At 44.8% G+C, this 26,418-nt stretch carries 23 protein-coding genes; 17 read left to right on the forward strand and 6 right to left on the reverse strand.

Features of this window, described 5'->3' with window-relative positions:
• Positions 1-83: 83 nt before the first annotated feature.
• Entirely contained in the window at positions 84-1,250 is a 1,167-nt protein-coding gene (locus tag AC5ZC7_RS01015) for a hypothetical protein (RefSeq protein WP_496160014.1), read from the reverse strand.
• Between the two features lie 63 nt (positions 1,251-1,313).
• On the opposite strand from AC5ZC7_RS01015, the gene AC5ZC7_RS01020 reads away from it, so the two are divergent.
• Complete coding sequence (locus tag AC5ZC7_RS01020) at positions 1,314-1,931, forward strand: hypothetical protein (RefSeq protein WP_496160013.1); 618 nt, start codon at positions 1,314-1,316, stop codon at positions 1,929-1,931.
• A gap of 9 nt (positions 1,932-1,940) precedes the next feature.
• On the forward strand, positions 1,941-2,453 hold the full coding sequence (locus AC5ZC7_RS01025; RefSeq protein ID WP_496160012.1) for a GNAT family N-acetyltransferase: 513 nt from the start codon (positions 1,941-1,943) through the stop codon (positions 2,451-2,453).
• A gap of 103 nt (positions 2,454-2,556) precedes the next feature.
• Here the strand turns inward: AC5ZC7_RS01025 and AC5ZC7_RS01030 are convergent, their stop codons facing one another.
• The gene (locus AC5ZC7_RS01030) at positions 2,557-4,131 is read right to left on the reverse strand and encodes a DUF6600 domain-containing protein (RefSeq protein ID WP_496160011.1); all 1,575 of its coding nucleotides are present in this window, start codon (positions 4,129-4,131) and stop codon (positions 2,557-2,559) included.
• Positions 4,132-4,460: 329 nt separating this feature from the next.
• On the opposite strand from AC5ZC7_RS01030, the gene pnuC reads away from it, so the two are divergent.
• Both pnuC and AC5ZC7_RS01040 read left to right on the forward strand, forming a co-directional pair.
• Positions 4,461-5,114, forward strand: a complete 654-nt coding sequence (gene pnuC / locus AC5ZC7_RS01035; protein ID WP_496160010.1) for a nicotinamide riboside transporter PnuC — start codon at positions 4,461-4,463, stop codon at positions 5,112-5,114.
• 32 nt (positions 5,115-5,146) lie between these two features.
• Entirely contained in the window at positions 5,147-6,022 is an 876-nt protein-coding gene (locus AC5ZC7_RS01040) for a DUF4349 domain-containing protein (RefSeq protein WP_496160009.1), read from the forward strand.
• A 72-nt stretch (positions 6,023-6,094) separates the two neighbouring features.
• Here the strand turns inward: AC5ZC7_RS01040 and AC5ZC7_RS01045 are convergent, their stop codons facing one another.
• Positions 6,095-7,321, reverse strand: coding sequence for a metallophosphoesterase (locus tag AC5ZC7_RS01045; protein WP_496160008.1), 1,227 nt, complete (start codon positions 7,319-7,321; stop codon positions 6,095-6,097).
• 340 nt (positions 7,322-7,661) lie between these two features.
• Between AC5ZC7_RS01045 and atpD the strand changes: the two genes are divergently transcribed.
• Positions 7,662-9,164 carry a F0F1 ATP synthase subunit beta gene (gene atpD / locus AC5ZC7_RS01050; protein ID WP_496160007.1) on the forward strand — a complete coding sequence of 501 codons (1,503 nt, stop codon included), beginning with the start codon at positions 7,662-7,664 and terminating at the stop codon, positions 9,162-9,164.
• Positions 9,165-9,172: 8 nt separating this feature from the next.
• A complete protein-coding gene (atpC, locus tag AC5ZC7_RS01055) occupies positions 9,173-9,481 on the forward strand; it encodes an ATP synthase F1 subunit epsilon (RefSeq protein ID WP_496160006.1) in 309 nt (102 codons plus the stop codon).
• Between the two features lie 503 nt (positions 9,482-9,984).
• Here atpC and AC5ZC7_RS01060 read toward each other — a convergent pair.
• Positions 9,985-10,536: a YqgE/AlgH family protein gene (locus AC5ZC7_RS01060; protein ID WP_496160005.1), complete on the reverse strand. Its 552-nt coding sequence runs from the start codon at positions 10,534-10,536 to the stop codon at positions 9,985-9,987.
• A gap of 438 nt (positions 10,537-10,974) precedes the next feature.
• Between AC5ZC7_RS01060 and AC5ZC7_RS01065 the strand changes: the two genes are divergently transcribed.
• The gene (locus AC5ZC7_RS01065; RefSeq protein WP_496160004.1) at positions 10,975-12,351 is read left to right on the forward strand and encodes an ATP-binding protein; all 1,377 of its coding nucleotides are present in this window, start codon (positions 10,975-10,977) and stop codon (positions 12,349-12,351) included.
• A gap of 16 nt (positions 12,352-12,367) precedes the next feature.
• The gene (locus tag AC5ZC7_RS01070) at positions 12,368-13,180 is read left to right on the forward strand and encodes a ThiF family adenylyltransferase (RefSeq protein ID WP_496160003.1); all 813 of its coding nucleotides are present in this window, start codon (positions 12,368-12,370) and stop codon (positions 13,178-13,180) included.
• Between the two features lie 177 nt (positions 13,181-13,357).
• Here AC5ZC7_RS01070 and AC5ZC7_RS01075 read toward each other — a convergent pair whose 3' ends face one another.
• Entirely contained in the window at positions 13,358-14,242 is an 885-nt protein-coding gene (locus tag AC5ZC7_RS01075) for an LD-carboxypeptidase (protein ID WP_496160002.1), read from the reverse strand.
• 157 nt (positions 14,243-14,399) lie between these two features.
• Between AC5ZC7_RS01075 and metG the strand changes: the two genes are divergently transcribed.
• The 8 genes from metG to lpxB all read left to right on the forward strand — a co-directional run bounded on the left by metG (position 14,400) and on the right by lpxB (position 23,620).
• Complete coding sequence (gene metG / locus AC5ZC7_RS01080) at positions 14,400-16,538, forward strand: methionine--tRNA ligase (RefSeq protein ID WP_496160001.1); 2,139 nt, start codon at positions 14,400-14,402, stop codon at positions 16,536-16,538.
• 160 nt (positions 16,539-16,698) lie between these two features.
• Entirely contained in the window at positions 16,699-17,076 is a 378-nt protein-coding gene (locus tag AC5ZC7_RS01085; RefSeq protein ID WP_496160000.1) for a four helix bundle protein, read from the forward strand.
• Positions 17,077-17,102: 26 nt separating this feature from the next.
• Positions 17,103-19,505, forward strand: a complete 2,403-nt coding sequence (locus tag AC5ZC7_RS01090) for a 3-hydroxyacyl-CoA dehydrogenase NAD-binding domain-containing protein (protein WP_496159999.1) — start codon at positions 17,103-17,105, stop codon at positions 19,503-19,505.
• 120 nt (positions 19,506-19,625) lie between these two features.
• A complete protein-coding gene (locus AC5ZC7_RS01095; protein ID WP_496159998.1) occupies positions 19,626-20,498 on the forward strand; it encodes an ATP-binding cassette domain-containing protein in 873 nt (290 codons plus the stop codon).
• Positions 20,495-21,274: an ABC transporter permease gene (locus AC5ZC7_RS01100; RefSeq protein ID WP_496159997.1), complete on the forward strand. Its 780-nt coding sequence runs from the start codon at positions 20,495-20,497 to the stop codon at positions 21,272-21,274. The genes AC5ZC7_RS01095 and AC5ZC7_RS01100 overlap by 4 nt, the downstream gene beginning before the upstream one ends.
• 84 nt (positions 21,275-21,358) lie before the next feature.
• Positions 21,359-22,135, forward strand: a complete 777-nt coding sequence (surE, locus tag AC5ZC7_RS01105; protein ID WP_496159996.1) for a 5'/3'-nucleotidase SurE — start codon at positions 21,359-21,361, stop codon at positions 22,133-22,135.
• 57 nt (positions 22,136-22,192) lie between these two features.
• On the forward strand, positions 22,193-22,498 hold the full coding sequence (locus AC5ZC7_RS01110; protein ID WP_496159995.1) for a hypothetical protein: 306 nt from the start codon (positions 22,193-22,195) through the stop codon (positions 22,496-22,498).
• Positions 22,499-22,516: 18 nt separating this feature from the next.
• Positions 22,517-23,620: a lipid-A-disaccharide synthase gene (gene lpxB / locus AC5ZC7_RS01115; protein ID WP_496159994.1), complete on the forward strand. Its 1,104-nt coding sequence runs from the start codon at positions 22,517-22,519 to the stop codon at positions 23,618-23,620.
• Here lpxB and AC5ZC7_RS01120 read toward each other — a convergent pair.
• Positions 23,617-23,787, reverse strand: a complete 171-nt coding sequence (locus AC5ZC7_RS01120; protein WP_496159993.1) for a DUF6728 family protein — start codon at positions 23,785-23,787, stop codon at positions 23,617-23,619. The genes lpxB and AC5ZC7_RS01120 overlap by 4 nt on opposite strands.
• A gap of 54 nt (positions 23,788-23,841) precedes the next feature.
• Between AC5ZC7_RS01120 and AC5ZC7_RS01125 the strand changes: the two genes are divergently transcribed.
• Positions 23,842-26,418 (forward strand): glycosyl hydrolase 2 galactose-binding domain-containing protein, encoded by a 2,577-nt coding sequence (locus AC5ZC7_RS01125; protein WP_496159992.1) that lies wholly within the window; start codon positions 23,842-23,844, stop codon positions 26,416-26,418.

Genomic DNA, 26,418 nt, shown 5'->3' on the forward strand with positions numbered 1-26,418 from the left:
GAAAAGAAATAGGGTGGTATGGGGAAACATCAACAGATAAATAAACCCGGATACAGGAAGCGCCTGCATCCGGGTTTGTTTGCTTATCCTACCATAGGATGTCTTTTATACGGTATAGTACGGTCAAATAAATAACGGTAAGTGGTTAATTGCCTGGATGGTACTGCGCCAAGACTTTCCGCCACATTTTGCATTCTTGGGTTAAAATCGCCGATCCATTGCATTTCATAATCTACGTAATGTGCGCTATTACTCTGAATGAGTTTAGCACCCTCCACAATCATATAGGCATCAATACCTTTGCCCTGGAATTCGGGGATAATACCAAATATGATCCCTACCATCTTTTTACAATAGCCGGTTTGCTTCAGCCACAGGAACTTGAGTTTCTGCCACAGGCCAAACTGCCCGTTCATATGTTTAATATACTGGTTCAGATCCGGGAGATTCAGCCAGATAGCAATCGGTTCATCGTGATGGTATACGAACCAGGCAATCTTTTCATCCAGCAATGGTTTCATCTGTTTGAAAATGGCGAGCGCCTGTGCTTTACCCATCTCTTTACCTCCTGCATGTTGGGCCCACGCCTTGTTGTATACAGTACTGAAAGCTTCTGCAAATTTGGGTAGTTCGTTTTTCCGGATATGTACTGCTTTGAAGGCCGGATCTTTGGCAATTGCATCGTGGCGTTCAAAAAATTTGGGTTGCAACTGATCGCGCACTTTCATGCCATAGCATACCTGGTTAAAGAACACCTGGAAACCATACTCTTCAAATAAACGGACATAATAGGGCGGATTGAAATTCATGCAGTAGATCGGTTCATAAAATCCTTCTGTCAGTAATCCCCACCAGTTATTTCGCTCCCCAAAATTGATAGGGCCATCCATTGCCTGCATGCCTCTTTCCTGCAGCCATTGTTTGGCAGTATCCATAAGCAGGTTGGCTGCATCCTGGTTATCAATACAATCAAAGAAGCCTACACCCCCTACCGGGCACTCATCTCCTTTGTTTTTATATTTCTTATTTACAAAGGCAGCAATTCTTCCGATAAGCTTGCCGCTATCATCTTTTAAAATCCATCGTATCAGTTCTCCATGGCGGAATGCTTTATTGTGCTCCGTATCAAACACCATGTTGATATCCTTGTCCAGGGGCCTGATCCAGCCCGGTACATTTTTATTCAATGTTATATGTACATCGAGAAATTGCCTGGCTGTTAATTCATCGTTTACAGTAATGAGTTGCATTGAATCCATTTGTACAAATGTAATAAAAACTGCATTGGCATTATTTTTTCTCTTATCCACCACATGAAAAGAACATATGTTTATCCCGTAATATTAGTATTGCTGGTGGTGGTATTTGGACTGGGCTATTGCCAGCAGCAACGATACGTACGCAAAGTGTTGTCTGAAAATCAGCGCTTGTGGAATGAGAACCGCGATTTACGGAAAAGCCTGGATCAATCCGGGGCGGTAAACACGCAAATCGTTAATCACCAGGAAGTTCAGCAAAGGGTAGCCGGACAGTTTATTGAGCGCCGCGCTTATTACCGCCGTAACTGGGAGCAGTTCATTGCCGTGAGTGCCGGTGAATACCGTACCGGGCTGCTGGGGGGCATCAAAGACCTGAACATTATCGTCAATAATCAAACAGAATATACGTTGGATAATGTGGTAGTGAAAGTGGATTACATGCGTAATAATAACGAGGTTTTCAAAACAGAACAATATACTATCAGCAATATCCCGGGAAAAGGTACCCGTAGTATCGCCGCTTCCAACAGCCGGAAAGGTAGTAAAGTGAACGTAAAATTAATGAGTATTACCAGTCAGTCCATGAACTTCTGCTGGTCTGTTAGCAAACCCGCCCCCGCCGGTAACCCGGATCCTTTTGAATGTGTACCTTCCGCTAAGGATAATCAGTAACTTAGCGATATGATTGAGATGAAACCGGTTAGTGTTGTTGATGCGGCAATACAAGACCTTTATGAAGAAGCTTTTCCGAAAGAAGAAAGAAGACCCTGGCCATGGGAGCTATCGCTCATTGCTGCCAGGAAAATCCAGGTATTGCGTATCAGCAAGGGGGAGCAATTCGCCGGCTTTGTGTTTTACTGGAAGTTGCCGCTGTTTAACTTTGTTGAACATTTCGCTATACATGCCAATGCCCGCGGTGGTGGCGCTGGTACCCAGGTGATGGAATTGCTGGAAAAACAGTTAGGCACCATTGTGCTGGAAGTAGAACCGCCTGTAACGGAACAGGCTATACGTAGAATTGCATTTTACGAACGACTGGGGTATCAAACTTTTCCGGATTCCTACGAGCAGCCACCTTATTACCCGGAATTTCCTCCGCTCACTTTACGTGTTATGTACAAAGGGTTTCCTCCAGGTACTGCGGAGTTTACAACCATAAAAGATCAGCTTTACCAGTACGTGTACACAAAATAAAAAGTACGAATGACGAACCGGATAAGTAGGATGTCATCTCACGGAGCATCCTGACCGGTTATCATTCGTACTTTTTTATTTTAAACAGCTTCAGCGATAGCTATTATCTTTCTCCGCGTCGTGGCCTTCCCTGTTCCTGTTGTGGCTGTTCTCTTTGTTGTTGCTGTTGTTGTTCTCTTTGTATGCGCTGCTGTTGTTGTTGCTGTTGTTGCTGTTGTCTCTGTTGTTGTTGTACCTGTTCCCGTTGAATACGCTGTTGTTGCTGTTGTTGCTGTTGTTGCTGTTGTTGTTGCTGCTGCACACGTTGTTGATCCCTTTGCTGTTGCTGTTGTTGCTGCTGTATCCTTTGTTGTTGCTGTTGTTGCTGTTGTTGTATTCTCTGCTGTTGCTGTTGCTGCTGTTGTTGTATCCTCTGCTGTTGCTGCTGCTGTTGCTGTTGGATTCTTTGCTGCTGTTGTTGTTGCTGTTGTATCCGTTGTAATTCTTGTTGCTGCTGTTGCTGCTGTTGGCCAAAAGACCTGTCTGGCGTAACCCTGGATGGTCTGTTGTAATCAGTATTATTTCCAGGTTGTGTGTTACCATTATTTCCGGGATTGATTCTTCCTCCATTATTATTTACCGGCTGGTTGTTATCGCGGCCTGGATAAACCCTTCCGCCACCATTGTTGCCGTTATTAATATTTCCGGGAGTGTTGTTATTATTTCCGGGATTGCCAGGTATAATACGGTTAGGCCGGTTATTGTCTATTCCGGAATTGCCCGTATTGTTACCTGTATTATTGCCAGCATTGCCTGGTGTAATCCGGTTAGGCCGGTTGTTATCTATTGGCTGAACCGGTTTGTTACGATCGGCATCACGGCCTTTCTGGATAGCAGTAGCATCCGGACGGAAGATCTGCAAACGGTTATTATCTACTCTGCCTGTACCAGGTCTGCTCATGTTTTCCACTCTCACTGGTCTTACTTCCTGACCGGAATAACGTTGTACTTCACGGGCATCAGGTCCGGCATATACCCGGTTACCGCGGTAGTTGTTATAGTTGTTGATAACGGTTGTATTGTTAATAATAGTCACGTTGCGGCTGTTATTAACATAGTAGTTATTGATGCGCGGACTACCAATATATTGTCTGGGTACGAATGCCCAGTAAGCGGCAGGCGAATTATAGGAATACTGTGGTCCCATTGGGGCCCATCCGTAGTAGTCGCCACCAGTTCTCCAGCTTACCCAAGCCGGCCCCCAGTCATTACCGGGTACCCACATCCATCCCTGGAAATCATCATATAACCAACGGCCATAGTGGAAAGCGGCCCAACCCCAGGCATAATCAGACATCCAGGTCCAGCCATAATCGGTATATACCCAGTGTCCGTTTGTATAATAAGGCCTGAAATCGCGGCCTGCATTAGGTATCCATACTTGGTCATATCCGGGATAGCTTACCCAGCGGCCGTAAGGACTCAATTGATCATAAAAGGAAATAGAACCGCTGATTTGTACCTGCGGGCCTGATCCGTAAGATGAGCCATATTGATCATTGTAGTTTTGATCGTTATAGCCCTGATTATTGTAGCCTTGATCATTGTAATAGCCAGGTGCGTATGTAGAAGCGCAACTGCCTAAAAAGAAAGATATAAGTAACAGGGATATACCTGCATATTTCATTAATGTGTTCATAACTTCTGTTTTTATAGTCCTGATAGGTTGTAAGACCCTGGAGATGTCATGAATGTTGTTGTGTGTAAAGTTATTTTATCTCAACAAGCATTTTTTTTATGGTGGTTTTGAGTATTATATTGCTGGCGGTATCATGATGAAATGTTAAAGGATATTGTTAAAAATTTTATAACGCTTTTGCTGCAGTTCGGGCGTCTATATGCTATATGACAAAAATGATTCCAAAATAATTTTCGGCTGTAATCGCTTGGAGTACAGTGTTTAACGAAGCAGTGGCGGGAATAATAAAACATTCCTGTAATATTGCAGCAGTCGAATCAAATCATACAATGAACTCATTTTTCAGTATTGATCATACCTTCTTCACCGCGTTAGGATATGCGGTTAGTTACGTGGAGTTTATTGGTACATTAACCGGCTTGCTTTGTGTGTGGCTGGCGGCCCGTGATCATATACTGACCTGGCCTATAGGTCTTATCAACGTGAGTTGTTTCTTTATTCTGTTCTGGCAGTTACAGCTGTATGCGGACATGTTTTTGCAGATCTATTTTTTTGTTACCGGTGTTTATGGCTGGATGTTCTGGTATCAAAAGCAACCGGAAAATGAACCTATATATGCTTTGTCGAACCAGCAACGATGGTTACTGGGAGGCGTTGCTGTACTGCTTTCCGGCGTAGTGGGTTTCGTTATTAGTCGTTTACACACCTGGTGGCCGGCTGTATTTGAACAACCTGCTGCGTATCCTTATACAGATTCCCTGGTAGCCGTATTAAGCGTGATGGCGAACTTGCTGCTGGCTAAACGCATCTGGGAAAACTGGCTGTTATGGGTGATGGTAGATGTGGTAGCCACTATCATCTACTTCCAGAAAGGGGTGAAGTTTTTAGGGATAGAATATTTTATTCTGCTCGTGATAGCTACGCTGGGGCTTATTAAATGGATAAAAGCATATAAACAGCAATCTATTCAAATCAATTTTTAAACAACTCCATATTTCTTTAACCTATGTTAACTGTGAAGCAAAAATTCCGGCGTTTAGCCGTGGCGTTTATAGCCCTTTTTATCGTGATGTTTCTTTTTAGATTGCTCTATGGCTATACCTACAAAGGGGTGGAGTATGAGGAGTCCGGAAGCCGCGGATTTTTATCTGGGATTGAGCGGGAGCGGAAAAATTATGCTTCCGAAAAAACGAAAACCTACAGTGATGTAAAAGCCCAGTCAGCTGCACCATCCAATATTACCAATAACCAGAAGTATGAAAAAGTAGCGAGCGTGCGCGCAAAATCGTCGCATTTTACAGACGATGAAAAGCTGCTCCACAATACAGTTAAACAGTTTGAGGCGATTGTGCAGTATCAGCAGGAATCCGGAAACAAGGGCAGCCGGGAAATTCAAATGTTGATTGGTGTACTGCCTGAAAAGTTCGATTCATTTTATCATGCTGTACAGGGAATAGGTACAGTAAAGCATATGGCAGTTACCAAAACAGATAAAACCAACGAATACCGTAAGCTGAATGCAAAGAAAGTATCCCTGGAGCAGTCACTGGTGTCGCTGAAAGAGCTGAAGACGAAGCCGGGAGAAATCAGGGAATTTATTGATCTCGATACCCGGATTGCGGAAGTGGAAACGGAATTGCAGGGATTGGGAGTGGAGTTGGGAAACTTTGATTCAGAGAATGAATTTTGTACCGTGCAGTTCTCCATGTATGAGGGCAGTGCAGATAAAACAATAGGGATAGTAACCCGGCTGAAAGTGGCACTGGATTGGACGATCAAGTATTATGCAGTATTGGTGGTAAGTATTTTCGCAGCAGCGGCGGCAGCCTGGATATTGTTGAAAGTGGCGCTATTGGCCACGGCGCTGATAGCAGCGAATAAAAAAGAGTAGTGCAGAAAGCGTAAAACAAAAAGCCATTGTAGCGCATATCACTCGCTACAATGGCTTTTTGCTTTCCGCTATTTACACGGTGTATTCCCCCACTTTAGTGCCATCATCTTTGAGCATGGTGAGTACCAGTTGCTGTTGATTGGCTTTTATTTTAATCAGGGTTCTTGCGCCATCTTTAGGGCCGCCACCAATGATCAGCGGATATTCGTGTTGTCCTTTTATGGGGGCATATACGCCGTATTGGTGGGTATGTCCGCAAATCAGGATATCGATTTTATGTTTGTTGAACAGGTCGCCGAATAGTTCGCGGCAATGTTTTACGCCATGCCATTCGCCGGAATGGTAGTGTGGGATGTGCATCATCACCACTTTATGTTTCGCTTTTCTAAAGGCAGGGCTTTGCAGTTGTTGTTCCAGCCAGTGGGCCTGTTGTACCCGGTAGGCGTCAAAGTCAACAATGCCCGCATATACCGGATGTTCATCTTCTTTATCTTCTCCCGTATCTAAAACAATGGCAGATACAGGGCCGATGGTAAAAGTAAAATAGTTGCCATGACCGGGATTATCGAAGTACTGGTGCCATTCCCGGGCATATTTGCCGCGAGTTTCGTGGTTCCCCCGTACATACATAAAAGGTGTTTGTGTGGAAAAGGTATCGCCGCAGGGGGTGAGCATATGGTCAATGATTTGTTGTTCATCGGCCTGGTAGTCAAATACATCTCCGTTAAAAAACACGAAGTCGTAAGGGTCATTGCCGTTTAGTCCTACCAGGTGTGGAATGGAGGCGGGGCGGTCGTGGATATCGTTGATGATGAGCCAGGATACTTCTTTCGCCTGCGGATCGGGGGCGGTAAAGGTGTAGGTATCGCTGCTGATGATTTCGCCGTAGGTGAGTTTATAGGGTTCAAAAGACAGGATATCTTTTGAGCACACTTTATAGCTATATTTTTTCCCGGGTTCCAGGTTGGTCAGCTCAATGCGGTGGAGGCGGTTGTTGGCGTCTACCAGTCCGTTGGTGATGCTGTGGGCTTTTTTGTTGAGTTGTCCGTCGGTACCATATTCTACCCAGCTGTAGCAGGGGCGTGCGGTGAGCCACATTACGGAAATGTTGTGTGGGCCGGGATATTGGAGGTAAGGTTTACAAAGGAAGCTATGTTCCGGGGCGGCGGTGGTAGGCTGGCTGGTGAGGCTGCCTGCTTTGGCAACGGCGGGTACCAGTCCGCTGATGCCGATTAATCCTGCCGTGGAAAGGTGTCCGAGGAATGACCTGCGGGATTGTTCACTGTTAGTTTTTTTCATATGTATTTATTATATATATCAGGATGGTGGTTAAAAATAGTAAACGGATCAGGAAAAGGAAGCTATTTTTATACAGATGGCAGGTTCTGCCGCCTACTATTTATAAATAATGAATATTTATAATTTGATAGGCTGCGCTTTGCATTGCAGGGAAGTAAAAGTTTATTAATGAGAAAAACGTGGAGAAATGGGCCGGGAAAAGGTTTTTTTTCATCGTTAGCGTTTTGATATTCACCTATTAACTCTTACCTTTGCGGCAAATTTTGGAGACTGTAGTGAGGTATTACTACGGTTTTTGGAACAGTAACATTTTAGTATTTTTATAAACCGCTTTAAAAATATGCCTAACACAGGTAAGATCAAACAAATTATCGGTCCCGTGGTGGACGTGCACTTTGATGACAAATTGCCCGAAATCTACAGCGCATTGGAAATTACCCGCGAAAATGGTCAGAAGGTAGTATTGGAAGTACAGCAGCACCTGGGTGAAGACAGTGTGCGTACCGTAGCGATGGACTCCACAGATGGTATGGTTCGTGGCATGGCTGTAGTTGATAAGGGCGCGCCTATTAAGATGCCAGTTGGCGACCAGGTTAAAGGACGTTTGTTCAATGTGGTAGGTGAGGCGATTGACGGATTAGGTGACATCGATACTTCAAACGGTTATCCTATCCACCGTGAGCCGCCTAAATTTGAAGATCTGGCAACTGAAACAGAAGTACTGTTCACTGGTATTAAAGTAATTGACCTGATTGAGCCATACGCAAAAGGTGGTAAAATTGGTTTGTTCGGTGGTGCCGGTGTGGGTAAAACTGTATTGATCCAGGAGCTGATCAACAACATCGCAAAAGGTTACGAAGGTTTATCCGTATTCGCCGGTGTAGGTGAGCGTACCCGTGAAGGGAACGATCTGATGCGTGAGATGATCGAAGCGAACATCGTAAAATACGGTGATAAATTTAAAGAATCAATGGAACACGGTGACTGGGATGTTACCGCTGTAGATAAAGAATTACTGAAACAATCACAAGCTACGTTTGTGTTTGGTCAGATGAACGAACCACCGGGAGCACGTGCACGTGTAGCCTTGTCTGGTTTGACCCTGGCAGAATATTTCCGTGATGGAGATGGCACTGCAGGTGGTGGTAGAGATATCCTCTTCTTCGTAGATAACATCTTCCGTTTCACCCAGGCAGGTTCTGAAGTATCCGCGCTGTTAGGCCGTATGCCTTCTGCGGTGGGTTACCAGCCAACACTGGCCACTGAAATGGGTCTGATGCAGGAACGTATCACCTCCACTAAAAATGGTTCCATCACTTCCGTACAGGCGGTTTACGTACCTGCGGATGACTTGACGGATCCGGCTCCGGCAACTACCTTCTCCCACCTGGATGCTACCACCGTATTGGATCGTAAGATCTCCGATCTTGGTATCTATCCTGCGGTGAGCCCGCTGGAATCAACTTCCCGTATCCTGACTCCGGCTATCGTGGGTGAAGCTCACTATAACTGTGCTCAGCGCGTGAAAATGATCCTGCAACGCTACAAGGAACTGCAGGATATCATCGCCATCCTCGGTCTGGATGAGTTGAGTGATGAAGATAAACTGACAGTATCCCGTGCTCGTCGTGTACAACGTTTCCTGTCACAACCTTTCCACGTGGCAGAACAGTTTACCGGTCTGAAAGGTGTGCTGGTACCAATCGAAGAAACTATCCGTGGCTTTAACATGATCATGGACGGTGAAGTAGATGAGTATCCTGAAGCAGCTTTCAACCTCGTAGGTAACATCGAAGCAGCTATTGAAAAAGGTAAGAAATTACTGGAAGCAGCGAATAACTAATTAAGTCAATGATCCCGGTTCCGCCGGGATCATTACCCTTCACCATTTACGATCATAACATGCTATTAGAAGTATTAACACCAGAAAGAAAATTATATGCCGGAGAAGTGTACGGAGTACAACTACCGGGCATTGACGGTTCTTTTGAAATACTGGATAAACATGCGCCATTAATTGCAGCTCTCGGAAATGGTAAAATGAAAGTGTTGACAGATAAAACGCATGCTGAGTTTTTTACTATCAGCGGTGGATTTGTGGAAGTGTTGCGCAATAAGGCTACCGTACTCGTAGAAGGCGCTGTAGCAGTGGAAAAATAAGCATACCAGCTAAAGATAATAACCAGGCCGGGTAAGATTACCCGGCCTTTGTTTTGTCCTAACTATTCCAATCTTAGATGACCCGATTGTAAACAGGACTGTTCACCGGGATTTCCTCTCTATTCATCTATATACAATACATCACCTCCACGGCTATACGAGATAACCGGAGTGATATCCTGTACATCAATAGTCAACCCCTATCAAGGGCTGAGTATATTACCTAATGAATATGCCTTGACAATAAATTATTAGTATTCAGGTAGTAATCTGGTATCGGTTCGGTCTATAGAAGAAGCAAAATGTTTTTCATAGGTTTTGCCTTCATAGGTGTATTCTTATCGGTTATTTATTTACCTGAAAACGGGTTATGTAACTGGTAATAATTAGCAATTACTTTAGCAAGATATCTAATTTGTTTTAAATAACTAGCATTCCCGCTGTTCATTTTTTACTTTAAAAAACGGGCTCCGCCGATGTTGCTCTTTTTCAGATTATTACCATTAGTTTAAGGAAGGATCAATGGGGTAATTTGCCATCATGGCGAAGCTACTGCCAAGATTTTTGAGTGATTGCTGCCATATTTGCTGCTCATTAGAATCAAATACCAGCGAGGCATCCGTTTGGGAGAGAATCCACGATTTATCCTTTACTTCTTCCTCCAGCTGACCCTCAGTCCAACCAGAATACCCAATAAAGAATTTTACCTTGTCCGGATCCAGTGAACCCTGGTTGAGCGCAGCCACCACCTCATCAAACTTGCCTCCCCAGTAGATACCAGGCAGTATTTCCAGCCCCCCGGTAATTAGTTCCGGTTGCCGGTGAATAAAATGTATGGTGTCCATCTGTACCGGCCCCCCGTAATAAACAGGTATCTTTCCAATCAGTACTTCCGGCACCAGGTCACTCAGTGTTTGGTCAAATAACTTATTGATTACAAAGCCAAAACTACCTTTCTCCTGGTACTCACAAAGCAATACTACCGTGCGGGCAAAATTTGGATCTTTCAGAAATGGATCAGCTATCAGCAAAATGCCGGGCGACAAAGTTACCATAGACAATACGATTTTATAGCCTGTTCAAATTTAACTAAATGATTGAATAGTAAAGAAAAAAGAAAGTGGAGAGATAGGGGAAATAAAAAAAGGAGGCTAGAAAACCTCCTTACCATTTTATCAACCAAAATCTAAATCGCTTATGGAACGAATCCACATCGATGTATGTAGAAAGTTTAATTACTTTGTTATGATCTTATACTAATCAAATTTAGTACCAGATTCTGAAGCAAAGGTAAGGAAAGATGAACTAATAAAATCAGCAGTAGCCAGTTAAAATTACGTTAAAGTAATGTTGTATTGCTGTTAATAAACCTGCTGGCCAGAGCCAGCCCGGAATTTTGTATCATAGTTGCTACAGCAAACATCTTTTTTAACATATTTTACTATTTCTGTACACTTATCTTTGATATAATTTAAAGCCTGACAAAAAGTTACATGATACCACTGAAGAAAATTTTTCCCGTTATCGTTGTGCTCATTACCTTATCCCTCCTGGGAATTATTTACATCCAGGTAAGTTGGATCAAGAGCGCCGTTCTCATTAAACAGGAACAGCTCTTTCAACGGGCCGTCAGTATGACCAATGACGTGTACAATGACATGATGTCCCGCCGTCAGGCTGCCGTGTTATTTAAACTGGATAATTCTGTTGTGAAAGACCCGTCTGGCGTGGCAAAGGGCTTCAACCTCGACGTAGCCCGTATGGCGTTTAACACACCGGCAGTGAGCGATTTTTTCACAGTTCAGGAAGTAAGCCGTTGCATTAAGGCCAATATGAGGAAAAATCACCTCGATTCTACCAATTTTGAATTCGCCATCCTGGGACTTGTCCCCGGATCAGATATGGCAAATATCAAAATGCAATCGGCCGGATTTGTGAAAATGTATGAGAAAAGCCAGAAAGACAGCCTGAAGAACATCAACAACTATAAAATCCAGGTGATTCCCCTCTCAGAGCAGAACGACTACAGCGCCAAAGCGGAACGCCTCATGATCGTTATGCCTACGGACGACTCCATTGCCAAACAACTGGGATTGATGATTTCCGGCGGGATCCTGTTTACTATCATCATCATCACGGCCTTTGCCCTCACCATCCGGACGTTGTTAAACCAGAAGAAACTATCGGAAATAAAGTCGGACTTTATCAATAACATGACCCATGAGCTAAAAACGCCACTGGCCACCATCTCCCTGGCAATAGACGCCATACGGAATGAAAAAGTTATGTCCAAACCAGAAAAAATCCAATACTTCTCTGGTATTATAAAAGAAGAAAATAAGCGCATGAACAAACAGGTGGAAAGCATACTGCAATCTGCCCTGCTGGAGAAAGACGAAATAGGCCTGAAATTACAGGCCACCGATGTACATGCCGTCATCAAGAATACCACGGATAACCTCCAGCTCCAGTTGGCCGCTAAAAATGGTGTGGTGGATTTGCAACTGGATGCCATTAACCCGGTAATGATGGCAGATGATGTACATTTTTCCAACCTGATTTTCAACCTGATGGACAACGCCATCAAGTATTCCAACGATCCACTGGAAATAAAAATACAAACGTATAATACCCGCAAAAGCCTGTTCATCGTGATTGCTGACAACGGTATCGGCATGAGCCGCGATACAATTTCACGTATCTTTGAAAAATTCTATCGCGCCCACACCGGGAATGTGCATAATGTAAAAGGATTCGGGCTGGGACTCACTTACGTGAAGGCTATTATTGATGCACATAAAGGAAAAATTAAAGTGGAAAGTACCGTTGGTAAAGGCAGTAAGTTTACCCTTGAATTTCCACAGGACTAGATAAACGAGAAAGCACATGATACTTAGTGAAAAAGAGATACAGCATTTCAAACACCCTATTGCCGTACCGGGCATGGGGATCAGTATGCAGGAAAAACTGAAGGAAGCCCGCGTACTGGTAGTAGGCGCAGGCGGATTAGGTAGTCCGGTGATACAATACCTCAGTGCCAGTGGCGTTGGTGTACTCGGCATTGCGGACTATGGTGTAATCAATGATGAAGATATGCACCGGCAGCCGGTGTACCAGATGCAGGATATCCGCAAGCATAAAGCTAAAATGGCTGCCAGCAGGCTATGGGCAGTAAATCCATATACCAAACATTACCCTATCCTCATGCAGGTAAAACCAGAATCAATCGGAATGATGCTGGTAGGATTTGACCTGGTGATAGATTGTACCCAGCACTTGCCCACTCACCTGGTGATCAACGATGCCTGCCTGGTACATAACAAACCATTTATTATCGGGGAAGTCCACAACTGGATGGCCTGGTTTGCCGGCTTCAACATGCCGATGCCGGATGGTACGTATTCCGCTTCTTACCGTTGTGCATTACCACTCACAGAAGATTACCGCAATTTTGATGCAGGCGCCATCGGTGCTACCCATGGTGCATTGGGCATGCAAATCGTATGTGAAGTCATTAAATATCTCATGGGTGTTTCCGCTGGAATTGCCGGAAAATTATATGGTATTGATTACCTCCATAATCAAACCCAGGTGCATGAGCTGCAGGCTGATACCGCGCTCATCGACAGCACCCGCGCGGCCGGTGTACTCACCGCAGAAGAATATGGGCTGGAGATAGTACCAGATGTGGAAGATTAACGCGGATATTGTCTTTGGACAGGATTAAACTGAGTATTCTTATTACTATATAAGATTTTAAAAAGAATCGGGAAGATTTGGGCGAATTTATCCGCTTACATCTTCCCGATTCTTTTTAATCAAAAAATAAAAATCAGTATAATCAGTTTAATCCAGTCCAAAGACAAAAAACAAACATCAGATCTCAGATAATATCGTTTTAGCCCCGATTTTCAATTCGTGCTTTACCCCTAATTTCAATGCGTAATTAGCAGCCTGATGTCCGCTGGGAAAGCCAAAGCAGATAGGGTATTCGTAATCTTTGGTGATGTTACTGATAATTTCATATTCCGTCTGACCAAAAGGAGTATCGGTTTCTTTGCCGTCTGTAAAGGCGCCCACCACCAGTCCTGCCAGTTTATCCAGCCATCCTGCGCGTTTCAGGTTGTACATCAGGCGGTCAATATTATAACGGTATTCCCCGATATCTTCTATCAGCAGGATCTTTCCCTTTGTATTGATTTGCGATGGCGTGCCTGAAAGATTGGCCAGCAGCGATAAATTACCCCCTACCAATATGCCGCTTACTTTTCCTTCTTTGTTCAGTGGGTGTGCCGGGGCAGTATAGCGGTATGGTTTGCCTTTCAGGGCGGTAGCTAAACTGCGTACATATTCATTATCCACGGTTTCCGGCGTAATGCCGCTACACATCATGGAATGCAGGGTGGCAATGCCAAACTGCCGCTGTATATGTGAATGCAGGGTGGTGATATCGCTGTAGCCGCATAACCACTTGGGCGATTTGCGGAAACGGGTAAAATCGAGTTTATCAAGGATGCACACCATGCCATAGCCACCTCGGCCAAAAACAATGGCCTTTATTTCGGGGTCGTCAAGCATGTCCTGCAGCTCTTCCAGCCGCAGTTCATCCGGTGCGGAAAAATTATGAAAGCTGGTACCTACGGTGATACCGAGATGTACACGATAACCCCAGGAAGTAAGTACACCCCTTGCGTACTCGGCTGCCTGCAGGTCCATTTTGCTGCTGGAGCAGGTAATTCCGATCAGATCACCTTTTTTCAAATATGGCGGAATTTTTACCATTGTACCTTTTGTTTACCTTTGCAGATTAGTTAGCGTAAATTCAATCTTTATTTGCTGACTAAGGTGATAAATTGTTATGGTGATTCCAAAAAGAAACACCTGATTTAAAGTTTATTTAAGCATTCGTTAAGAGAATATGGCAAAATTTAATAGATATTTAATAACTGCGGCATTACCGTATGCGAATGGTCCGGTGCACATCGGCCACCTGGCCGGCTGCTACCTGCCTGCAGATATTTATGTGCGTTACTTACGCTCCAAAAAAGCTGATGTAAAATTTGTTTGCGGAACAGATGAACATGGGGTACCCATCACTATTAAAGCGATGAAAGAAGGCATCACCCCGCAGGATGTAGTAGATAAATACCATAAAATTATTGGCGACAGCTTCGCTGCGATGGGTATATCTTTCGACATATTTGCCCGTACCAGCGCGCCTATCCACCATAAAACCTCCCAGGATTTTTTCCTGAAGATGTATAACGATGGCCTGTTTGAAGAGAAAGAATCAGAACAATATTTCGATCCGGAAAAACAAATGTTCCTGGCCGACCGGTACATTGTAGGCACCTGCCCTAACTGCGGCAACGACAAAGCCTATGGTGACCAGTGTGAACGCTGCGGCAGAACCCTCAGCCCGGACGAACTCATTAACCCGCATTCTGCCCTGAGCAATGCACCGCTGGTGAAGAAAGCCACCAAACATTGGTACATGCCGCTGCAGAACTACGAGCCATGGCTGAAAGAATATATCATTGATGGCCATAAAGAGTGGAAAAGCAATGTATACGGCCAATGTAAAAGCTGGCTGGATAGCGGGCTGCAGAGCCGTGCGATGACACGCGACAGCAACTGGGGCATCAAAGTTCCGTTGCCAGACGCAGATGGTAAAGTGCTGTACGTATGGTTTGATGCGCCTATCGGTTATATTTCTGCTACCAAAGAGCTCACGGAAAACTGGGCAGACTATTGGTGTAAAGACGATACCAAGCTGGTACACTTCATCGGTAAGGATAATATCGTATTTCACTGCATCATTTTCCCGGCTATGCTGAAAGCCCATGGAGGCTTCGTAGTGCCGGATAATGTGCCAGCCAATGAGTTCCTGAATATTGAAGGAGAAAAAGTATCTACTTCCCGCAACTGGGCGGTATGGGTAAATGATTATATCCAGGACTTCCCTGATCAGCAGGATGTGCTGCGCTATGTACTTTGCTCTACTGCGCCGGAAACAAAAGATAATGACTTTACCTGGAAAGATTTCCAGGACCGCAATAACAATGAGCTGGTAAATAACTTCGGCAACTTCGTGAACAGGGCGCTGGTGTTGATGCACAAGTTGTGCAACAGCCGTGTACCGGCATTACACGATGCATACGTCAATGATAACGATCGTGAGATGTTGGCAGAATTTGCGGTGGCGAAGGAAAAAATTGCTAACAGTATTGAAAGCTATCGCTTCCGCGAAGCATTGTCGGAACTCATGGCATTTTCTTCAAAAGGAAATACTTATCTCCAGCAGAATGAACCATGGATATTGGCCAGTGTAATCGAGAACCTGAAGAATGGTACCTGGAATGAGAAGCATGATAAATATAAAGGGCAAACAGAAGAGTTTTTACGTGCCCGTATAGATATCGCTTTGCATATCGCCTTGCAGATGACCGCGAATCTTGCTATCTTCTGTCATCCGTTTATGCCATTTACCGCCAAAAAAATCTGCCATATGTTGTCTGTGGTAGATCGTATGCTGGAATGGGATAATGCCGGTAGCCAGAAATTATTGAATGTGAATTATCCACTTAGCAGAACACCTGAGTTATTGTTCCAGAAAATAGAAAACGACCAGGTAAAAGCACAGGTGGAAAAATTGCATGCAGGTCTGAAACAGGCTATGGATGCAGCAGCAGCTGCTGCACCTGCACAGGAAACACCTATCGCACCGGCTAAACCAGAAATCCAATACGACGATTTCGCTAAACTGGATCTGCGCGTAGGTACCATCCTGCAAGCAGAAAAAGTGGCAAAAGCGGATAAATTGCTCAAATTGCTGGTAGATATCGGTACGGAACAACGCACCGTGGTATCAGGTATCGCAGCACACTTTGCACCGGAAGATATTATCGGTAAACAAGTGACGCTCGTTGCCAACCTGGCTCCCCGCAAAATGCGCGGTATTGAAAGTCAGGGCATGATCCTCATGGCCGAAGATAATGGGAAACTGGTGTTTGTAAACCCTGCCGAAGCGGTAAAACCAGGCAGTGGAGTGAACTGATGAAGCTATTAGCATTTAGCTATTAGCAGTTAGCAAGCGGAGATGAAAGCGGAATTCATTTTTTGAATAATTTTAAAGGAAGCCGGTACCTGATGTATCGGCTTCCTTTTTTATATTTGTCATGTAAGATGTAAATGTTAACCCAATAGTCTTTCATCCAATGAGAAATTTCAGAAATCTGATTGTTTGGCAGAGATCTTTTAACCTTTGCTTAAAAATTTATGACCTTACAAAGTCATTCCCTCCGGATGAAAAATTTGGGTTGATTAGTCAGTTAAGGAGAGCAGCTGTTTCCATTCCCAGTAATATTGCTGAAGGTGCGGCCCAACTGACTGATCTACACTTCAAAAAGTTCCTGCTAACAGCCATTGGTTCTTCCTTCGAAATAGAAACTCAATTGTTAATCTCTTCCCAAATTTATCCTTCCCTTCAAAAAAGTATTACAGAAATCATCCTTCCGCTATTGATCGAAGTCCAAAAAATGCTAAATTCAATGATTAGTAAACTGACAACCGCTGTAAGCTCCGCTAAAGACTAATTGCTAACAGCTAAAAGCTAAAAGCTATGACGAGACACATCAACAAAGTAGCCGTTTTAGGCTCGGGAGTAATGGGATCAAGGATTGCCTGTCACTTTGCAGGTATTGGCGTACAGGTTTTGCTGCTGGATATAGCCCCCAAAGAGCTGAACGATGCGGAAAAGAAAAAGAACCTGTCCCTGGACCATCCCGCTGTGAAGAACCGGATTGTGAATGATGCGCTGCAGGCTGCCATAAAATCTAATCCATCACCGGTGTTTACCAAAGATGTGGTAAAACGCATTAAAACAGGCAACTTCACCGATGATATGAAGCGCGTGGCGGAAGTAGACTGGATCATTGAAGTAGTAGTGGAAAACCTGGAGGTAAAGAAAATAGTGTTTGAACAGGTAGAGCAATTCCGCAAACCCGGAACACTGATCACCTCCAATACTTCCGGTATTCCAATTCACTTAATGACAGAAGGCCGCAGTGCAGATTTTCAGCAACATTTCTGCGGTACCCACTTCTTCAACCCTCCCCGCTATCTCCGTTTACTTGAAATAATTCCTACACCACATACAGATCCCGCCATCATAGATTTCCTGATGCACTACGGTGATCTTTACCTGGGTAAAACAACCGTGTTGTGTAAAGATACCCCGGCGTTTATCGCTAACCGGGTAGGCGTATTTTCTATCATGGCCATTTTCCACATCATGCAGGAAATGGGATTGGGCGTAGACGAAATAGATGCCCTCACCGGACCGGTAATAGGTCGTCCTAAGTCGGCCACTTTCCGCACTGCCGATGTGGTGGGTATTGATACCCTCGTAAAAGTTGCCAAAGGCGTTATGGACAACTGTCCGCAGGATGAGGCCATCGGCATCTTTAAAATTCCCGGCTTCCTGCAGAAAGTAGTAGAAAACAACTGGCTGGGAGATAAAACCGGACAGGGATTTTATAAGAAAACCAAAGGAGAGGGGGGCAGCAAAGAAATTCTGACGCTGAACCTGCAAACCATGGAATATGGTCCTAAGGTGAAGGCTAAGTTTGGCAGCATAGACGCGGCTAAACCAGTGGAAGACCTGAAACAACGCATTAAAATGCTTTCCGCCGCTTCAGATAAGGCGGGAGAATTTTATAAACAATTTCATGCCTACCTGTTCTCTTATGTTTCTCATCGTATCCCGGAAATTGCAGATGACCTTTATAAAGTAGACGATGCCATGAAAGCCGGCTTCGGCTGGGAAATAGGGCCTTTCGAAACATGGGATCTGCTGGGGGTGGAAGCATCTGTAAAACTCATTGAAGAAAAAGGACTTACTGTAGCCCAATGGGTGAAAGATATGCTGGGTAAGGGAATCAAGTCTTTCTATAAAGTAGATAATGGCAAGAAGTTCTATTATGACGCGGCCTCCCAGGCATACAAAACATTGCCGGGAGAAGGCCAGTTCATTATTCTGGAAAATTTCTCCAACAATATTGTCTGGAAAAATAGCGCCTGTAATCTCATTGATATTGGAGATGGCGTTGTTTGCTTCGACTGGAAAACAAAAATGAATACCATCGGCGGCGAAGTGCTGGAAGGATTGAATAAAGCGATAGACCGCGCGGAGAAAGACTTCCGCGGATTGGTAGTTGGTAATGAAGGCACTAACTTTTCTGCCGGCGCCAATGTGGGCATGATTTTCATGCTGGCGGCAGAACAGGAATACGACGAGCTGGATATGGCGGTGCGCCTGTTCCAGCGTAGCACCATGCGTTTACGTTACTCCTCCATACCGGTAGTAGTAGCGCCGCATGCGCTTACCCTGGGAGGTGGTTGTGAAATGTGTTTGCATGCAGATAAAGTGCAGGCAGCGGCCGAAACCTATATCGGCCTTGTAGAACTGGGCGTGGGCCTGATTCCTGGTGGAGGTGGTACTAAAGAAATGACACTTCGCGCCAGCCTGGAATTTAAAGAAGGGCGTATTGAAGAAGAGCCACTGAAAGATTACTTCATGACCGTGGCTACCGCCAAGGTAGCGACTTCTGGTTTTGAAGGTTTTGATATGGGGGTTATGCGCAAAGGACATGATGAAGTAACCATGAATCTCAGCCGCCTTATTGCAGATGCAAAACGCAGCGTTATTGCCATGGCAGATGAAGGATATACCCGTCCGGTAGAAAGAACAGACATCAAAGTAATGGGTCGTGGTGCTTTGGGCGCCCTGCTGGCAGGCGTTTACGCCATGAAGTTCGGTAACTATATTTCCGAGCATGACCAGAAAGTGGCAAATAAACTGGCCTATGTGATGTGTGGTGGAGATCTTACAGAAGCATCTTATGTAAGCGAGCAATACCTGCTGGACCTGGAACGGGAAGCTTTCCTGAGTCTTTGCGGTGAGCGTAAAACCCTGGAACGCTTGCAGAGTGTGATTAAAACAGGTAAGCCTGTACGAAACTAAAAACTGTTATTTTAATTTAGGGGAAATGTAGTGAAGATTAGCCATAAGATCATTCGCTGCGTTTCCCTTTTTTATTGTCCATTTTAATTCTTTCCCGTGCCAATTCTATCCTTAAAAAACGTGTCCAAGAAATACGGACCAGTACAGGCCCTGTCGGATATTTCCTTCGATGTGCCGGCTGGCAGCGTGTTTGGTGTGCTGGGGCCCAACGGCAGCGGCAAAACAACCCTGCTCGGTATTGTTACCGATGTACTCAAAGCTGATACCGGCAGTTTTACCTTATTTGATAAGACACCGACTGCTGGAGAGCGGCGACAGATCGGCACCTTGCTGGAAACCCCCAACTTCTATCATTATCTCAGTGGATATAAAAACCTGGAAATCTCTGCGGCGATAAAGCAGCGCGACAAAGCGGATATCCCCCGCGTGCTGGAGATTTGCGGCCTTACCCAGCGGCAGCATTCCCCGTTCAAAACGTATTCCCTGGGTATGAAGCAGCGGCTGGCGCTGGCCGCCGTACTGCTCGGTGATCCGGACGTATTGATCCTGGACGAACCCACCAACGGGCTGGATCCCTCTGGTATTGCTGAAGTAAGAAGCCTGGTACGTAAACTGGCGGATACCGGCAAAACCATCATCCTGGCCAGTCACCTGCTCGATGAGGTGGAAAAGGTATGTACACATGTGGCGATTATCCGGTCGGGAAAATTACTGTTGTCTGGCGCGGTGAATGAAGTAATCAGCCGCAATGATTTTGTGGAGTTATCGGCCGCCAACAATGCCGCGCTGCAAGCGGCGCTGCTGCAATATGCTGGCTGTACTGGTGCGGAGGTTTCGGGCGATATCGTAAAAGCTTATTTTTCTGCAGCTCCTGATGCCGCCGCCATCAACAATTTCTGCGCCCAACAGGGTATCTGGCTCAATCATCTACAACGCCGTAAGAAGAGTCTGGAAACCGCATTCCTGGAAATTACTAATAACGCTACTGCATGAAACGAATTATCTATACCGAATGGTTGAAAGTAAAAACCTATCGTACTTTTTGGGCAATGTTGCTGTTGGCGCTGATTATCATTCCTGCCGCTAATTTTCTGGGAGCAGATAAGTTGAGTGGGAAGGAATTTAAAACGGTGAGCAAGATGTTGGGCAATCCGTTCAGCTTCCCGGATGTATGGCAAACCATGGCATCCATGAATAGTTATATGTCGCTGTTGTTCGGATTATTACTGATCATCCTGGTCACTAATGAATATACCTACCGCACCAACCGGCAAAATGTGATTGATGGCTGGGAACGCAGCCATTTTGTGTATGCCAAGCTGTTCTGGCTGGTGGCTATTTCGCTGACTACCTTGCTGGTAGCTACCATTAGTGCTACGTTGGTGGGCTTTATTTATGGAGATAAGCCTTTCAGCCTGGAAGGGTATCAGTATATGCTGTATTATTTCCTGCAACTCAATGTAATGTTAACCATTGCGCTGTTGATCAGTGTGTTGGTTAAACGGGCAGGACTGGGCATTGTATTATTCATGGCTTATAATATCATGCTGGATCAACTGTTGTCTTCTATCCTCAAAAAGTATGTAGGACCAATTGGAAGGCTGCTTCCATTGCAAAGTGGCGATGAAATACTGCCGTGGCCGATGGTAAGTAAGATGGTCTCCAGTGGAACGGAATACGATACTTATGTATATATAACCGCCATGTTCGTGTATATCGCACTAGGCATCTATTTGGTTTTCAGGAAAATATTAAAATCCGATCTGTAGAATTATCCATATATTTCACATTCTTTTAAAGCGAAATGTTTGGTAGAGAGCTTAAATTTGTGCTGCAAAGCAAAAATGTGAATTATGGCTAAAAAGGAACGGGTAATATTGGTAACAAACGATGACGGCATTACGGCGCCGGGCATCCGTGCATTGATAGAAGCAGTAAGGCCATTAGGCAAAGTGGTAGTGGTAGCACCGGATAGCCCGCAGTCGGGTAAAGGCCATGCAATTACCATTGGTGTTCCGTTACGTTTAAACCAGGTAGATATTTTTGAGGGCATAGAAGCATGGCAATGTTCCGGTACACCGGTAGACTGCGTGAAACTGGCCCGCGATAAAATACTCCATGGTAAACCAGATATTTGTGTGAGCGGTATTAACCACGGGGCTAATCATTCTATTAACGTCATTTATTCCGGTACCATGTCAGCAGCCATGGAGGCGGCTATTGAAGGTATTCCTTCTGTAGGTTTCTCCTTCCTGGAATATAGTTATGATGCGGATTTTTCTTTACCAAAGAAAGTAGCGCATGACGTCACCAGGCGTATGCTGGAATCCGATTTGCCCGCAGGGACCCTGTTTAATGTGAATATTCCTATTGTTAGCGAAGCAGCATTCAAAGGACTGAAAATAAGCCGGCAGGCAGATGCTAAATGGGTAGAAGAATTTGATGAACGCCGGGATCCACATGGAAAAAAATATTACTGGTTAACAGGAGAATTCAAAAACCGGGATACCGGGTCTGACACGGACGTTTGGGCATTGGATAACAATTATGCATCCATTGTACCGGTACAATTTGACCTGACTAACTATTCATTGAAAAAGAAGCTGGAAGCGGATTGGAAAGATTTGTAGAGAAATGCTTTCTCTTATATCACTGCTAAGCGCTAACGGCTAAATGCTACTATCTGTATGTTAAAAAAAGACAATCTTTCATTAGGGATTTTGCTGGGGTTATTAACCCCGGTAGCCGCGTTTTTTCTGTACTATATTTTTGTAATCCGGCTGAACCATACCGATGTTGGATTGGGTCAGTTCCTGGGAATCATCAAAGATAACCGGCAAATGCTGCCTAAGTTGACAAGTATCTGCTTATTGCTGAATGGAGTAGTATTTTTCTTATACACCAGAAAACGGCTGGATATCACGGCCAAAGGCATTTTCCTGATGACTATGTTGTACGCAATTGTCATTTTATTGCTCAAACTGATCAGATAATTTTTAATCTATACGAAGTTGAAATATTACATTATTGCAGGAGAGGCGTCAGGTGATTTGCATGGCAGTAATCTTGTAAAACAATTAAGGCAGCTGGATACGTCTGCGGATATACGTAGTTGGGGTGGTGATTTAATGGAAGCTGCCGGTGCCCATGTGGTAAAGCATTACAAGGAATTAGCCTTTATGGGTTTTGTGGAAGTAGTGATGAACCTGCGTACTATTTTGCGTAATATAGATATCTGTAAAAAAGATATTGCCGCCTACCAGCCAGATGTATTGGTACTCGTAGATTACCCCGGATTTAATATGCGGATTGCAGAATGGGGAAAACAACAGGGCTTCAAAATAGTATACTATATTTCTCCACAGGTTTGGGCCTGGAAAGAGAACCGCGTGAAGAAGCTAAAGCAGAGCGTAGACAAAATGCTTTGTATTCTTCCCTTCGAAAAGGCTTTTTACCACAAATGGAATTACGAAGTAGAATATGTAGGACATCCGCTGGTAGAAGTGATTAAAGCAGCGAAAGAACAACCTGCGGATGCGCCATTATCTGATAAGCCCGTGATTGCCGTATTGCCTGGTAGCCGTAAGCAGGAGGTGAGTGTAAAGCTCCCGATCATGCTTACCATGGCGAAACATTTTCCGGAGTACCAGTTTATCGTAGCACAGGCCCCCAGTTTAGATGATCACTTCCTGGAAGCATTGACAGGACAGCATCCCAACGTGTCTATGGTTAAAGGGCAAACGTACAATTTACTACGTCAGGCGAAAGCAGCACTGGTGACTTCAGGTACCGCCACCCTGGAAACAGCCTTATTTGGCGTGCCGGAAGTGGTATGTTATAAAGGGAATCCAATCTCTTACTTCTTTGCAAAACACCTCATTAAAGTAAAATATATCTCCCTCGTCAATCTCGTGATGGACAAGCTGGTGGTAAAGGAACTGATTCAGCACGACCTCACCGAAGAAAACCTGCTGAAAGAATTAACTGCTTTGTTGAAAGACGAAGCCGCCAGAAACCGCGTCATGAAAGACTATGCGGAATTATGGCATAAGCTGGGAGAAAAAGATGCTTCCCGCCGCGCGGCAGAAGTGATTTATGAATATGCGATCGCTTAATGCCTCCTGATCAGCTTCACGATCATGATAATGATCGCGATAATAAAAAGTAATAAGGAAATTCTGTTCATCCCGTGCATCATTGCCACATAGCGTGTTTTTGGTGCATTGGGATCCTTTTTACCGATGTAGAGATACCTCAATATTTGTTGCCAGATACTTTTCATTTCTCAAAGATCGTAAATCAGTATTATTTTTGGTTCTTCTGAAAAAATAAGAACATGAAATATATTCTGTTAACTGCGTGTTTGTTTTTAGCCGTTTTGGGCCGTGTAGCCGCGCAGGACAACAACATTCCGCTATCATCCGGATGGGAGTTTTCCCGTGCCGATGAAGGTATCTGGCGGCCGGCCACCGTACCCGGTACCGTTCACACCGATTTGCTGGCCCAGCATCTAATTCCCGATCCGTTTGCCGGTACCAATGAAAAAGCCGTACAATGGGTAGATAAAAAAGACTGGCAATACCGCAAAAAATGGAAGTTGAAAAAAGAGGAGCTCCGTTTTGACGTAATAGAACTGGAGTTCAAAGGTTTGGATACTTATGCAGATGTATACCTCAACAACCATTTGATACTGCAGTCGTCCAACATGTTTGTATCACACATCGTCAATGTCAAAGAATGGCTGGTGGCGGGCGACAACGAATTACGTATCCTGTTTAAAAGTCCCATAAAAACGGATATACCCAAATTTCTGCAGGATAGCATCCTCTATCCTGCTGGCAACGATGCCAGCGATATCGCTTTAAGTATTTATGCCCGCAAAGCGCCCTACCATTACGGTTGGGACTGGGGCCCGCGCCTGGTTACTTCCGGTATCTGGCGCCCGGTTTACCTGCATAGCTGGAATAAAGCCACCATCCGTGATGTGTACTGGCAGCAGCAAAAACTGGATACCACAATGGCAGAAATGACGGCTGAAATAACGATTACCGCCTCTGTGGTAGGGGATTACAACGTACAATTGCAATCAATCACCCCGAATGCGAAGGCACCGGAGCTGGCGCTGCAAACAGTACAGTTGCAGGCTGGCGACAATGTGGTAAAAGTACCTTTCGGGATTAAAAAGCCCGCATTATGGTGGCCTGCCGGCATGGGCGAACAGGTGCAATACACGCTGCAAGCCAATTTGCTGAATAATAAAAAAGTAGTTGCTAGTCAACACAATAAGGTAGGGCTGCGTACCATTGAAGTCGTGAATAAGCCAGACAGCCTCGGAGAATCTTTCTACGTAAAAGTAAATGGCAGACCAGTATTTATGAAAGGCGCCAATTACATTCCCCAGGATAATTTCCTGCCAAGAGTCACTAAAGAAAAGTACGAGCAGCTGTTCCTGGATATGGCCGAATCCCATTTTAATATGGTGCGCGTATGGGGTGGCGGCATTTATGAAGAGGATCAGTTCTATCAACTCGCCGACCAAAAAGGCATCCTCGTGTGGCAGGATTTTATGTTCGCGTGTACGCTCTACCCGTCCGATCCTGCTTTCCTGGACAATGTAAAACAAGAAGCAGCAGATAACATCAAACGCCTGCGTAATCATCCTTCCCTGGCATTATGGTGCGGCAATAATGAAGTGGCGGTAGCTATTAAAAACTGGGGCTGGGAGAGCGGTTACGCCTATACGAAGCTACAGTGGCAAAGCCTGTTGAAAGGTTATGAACAATTATTTAAAGAAGTGTTACCGCAACAGGTAGCCGCGTATCAGCCGGGAACATTCTATTTCCACTCTTCGCCTATCAGTAACTGGGGTAAAGTGGAAGACTTTACCAAAGGCGATAACCACTACTGGGGCGTATGGCATGGAATGGAATGGTTCGAAGCCTTTAATACACATATTCCCCGCTTCATGAGCGAATATGGTTTCCAGTCCTTCCCATCTATGGAAACCATCCGCACTTTTGCGACCAAAGAAGACGATGATATTTTCTCCAATGTGATGCAGTCGCATCAAAAGAGCCCTGCTAAAGGGAATGCGGCGATTAAAACATATATGCTGCATTACTATCACGAGCCTAAAGACTTCCCTTCTTTTGTATACCTGAGCCAGGTGTTGCAGGCAGAAGGAATGAAAGTGGCTATAGAAGCACATCGCCGGGCAATGCCTTATTGCATGGGAACACTTTATTGGCAGTTGAACGACTGCTGGCCGGGCGCTTCCTGGTCGGGGCGTGAGTACAACGGTCGCTGGAAGGCCCTGCAGTACTATGTAAAAGAGGCGTTTAAGCCTTGCCTGGTTTCTAACGTGATAGAGAAAGGACAACTTTGCACCTATGTAGTAACCGACGAATGCCAGGGCGTTGCGCAATTGAAATTGACAGCAGTAGACCTGGCCGGAAAGGTGATCTGGCAAAACGAAGTAAAGGACATTTCCCTCCATGCTAATACCAGCATCCGGTTGCATGCAATTGATACGGCGGCTATTTTAAAGGGAAAAAGCCCGTCAACGGTAATATTCTATGCGCAATTGCGAATTGACAATAAGGATATGGCGAGAAATATCTTTTATTTCGCTCCGGCAAAGGAGATGAACCTGGAAACACCACACCTGGAAATAGTAACCAGCAAAATAGCCAGCGATAAAAATGCCGTATATATCCGTATCAAAGCGGATAAACTGGTCAGAAATGTTTATCTGTCACTGGAAAATGCGCCAGCGGCCACACATTTTGAAGAGAATTATTTCGACCTGTTACCCGGTGAAACCCGGACAATCAGATTGCAAACAAATCAATTGCCTGAAATTGTTCAGCAGGCATTGAAGATAACTACATTAGAATCCACTTATAAACACTGA

The organism is Chitinophaga sp. 9-1-y (assembly GCF_059511905.2).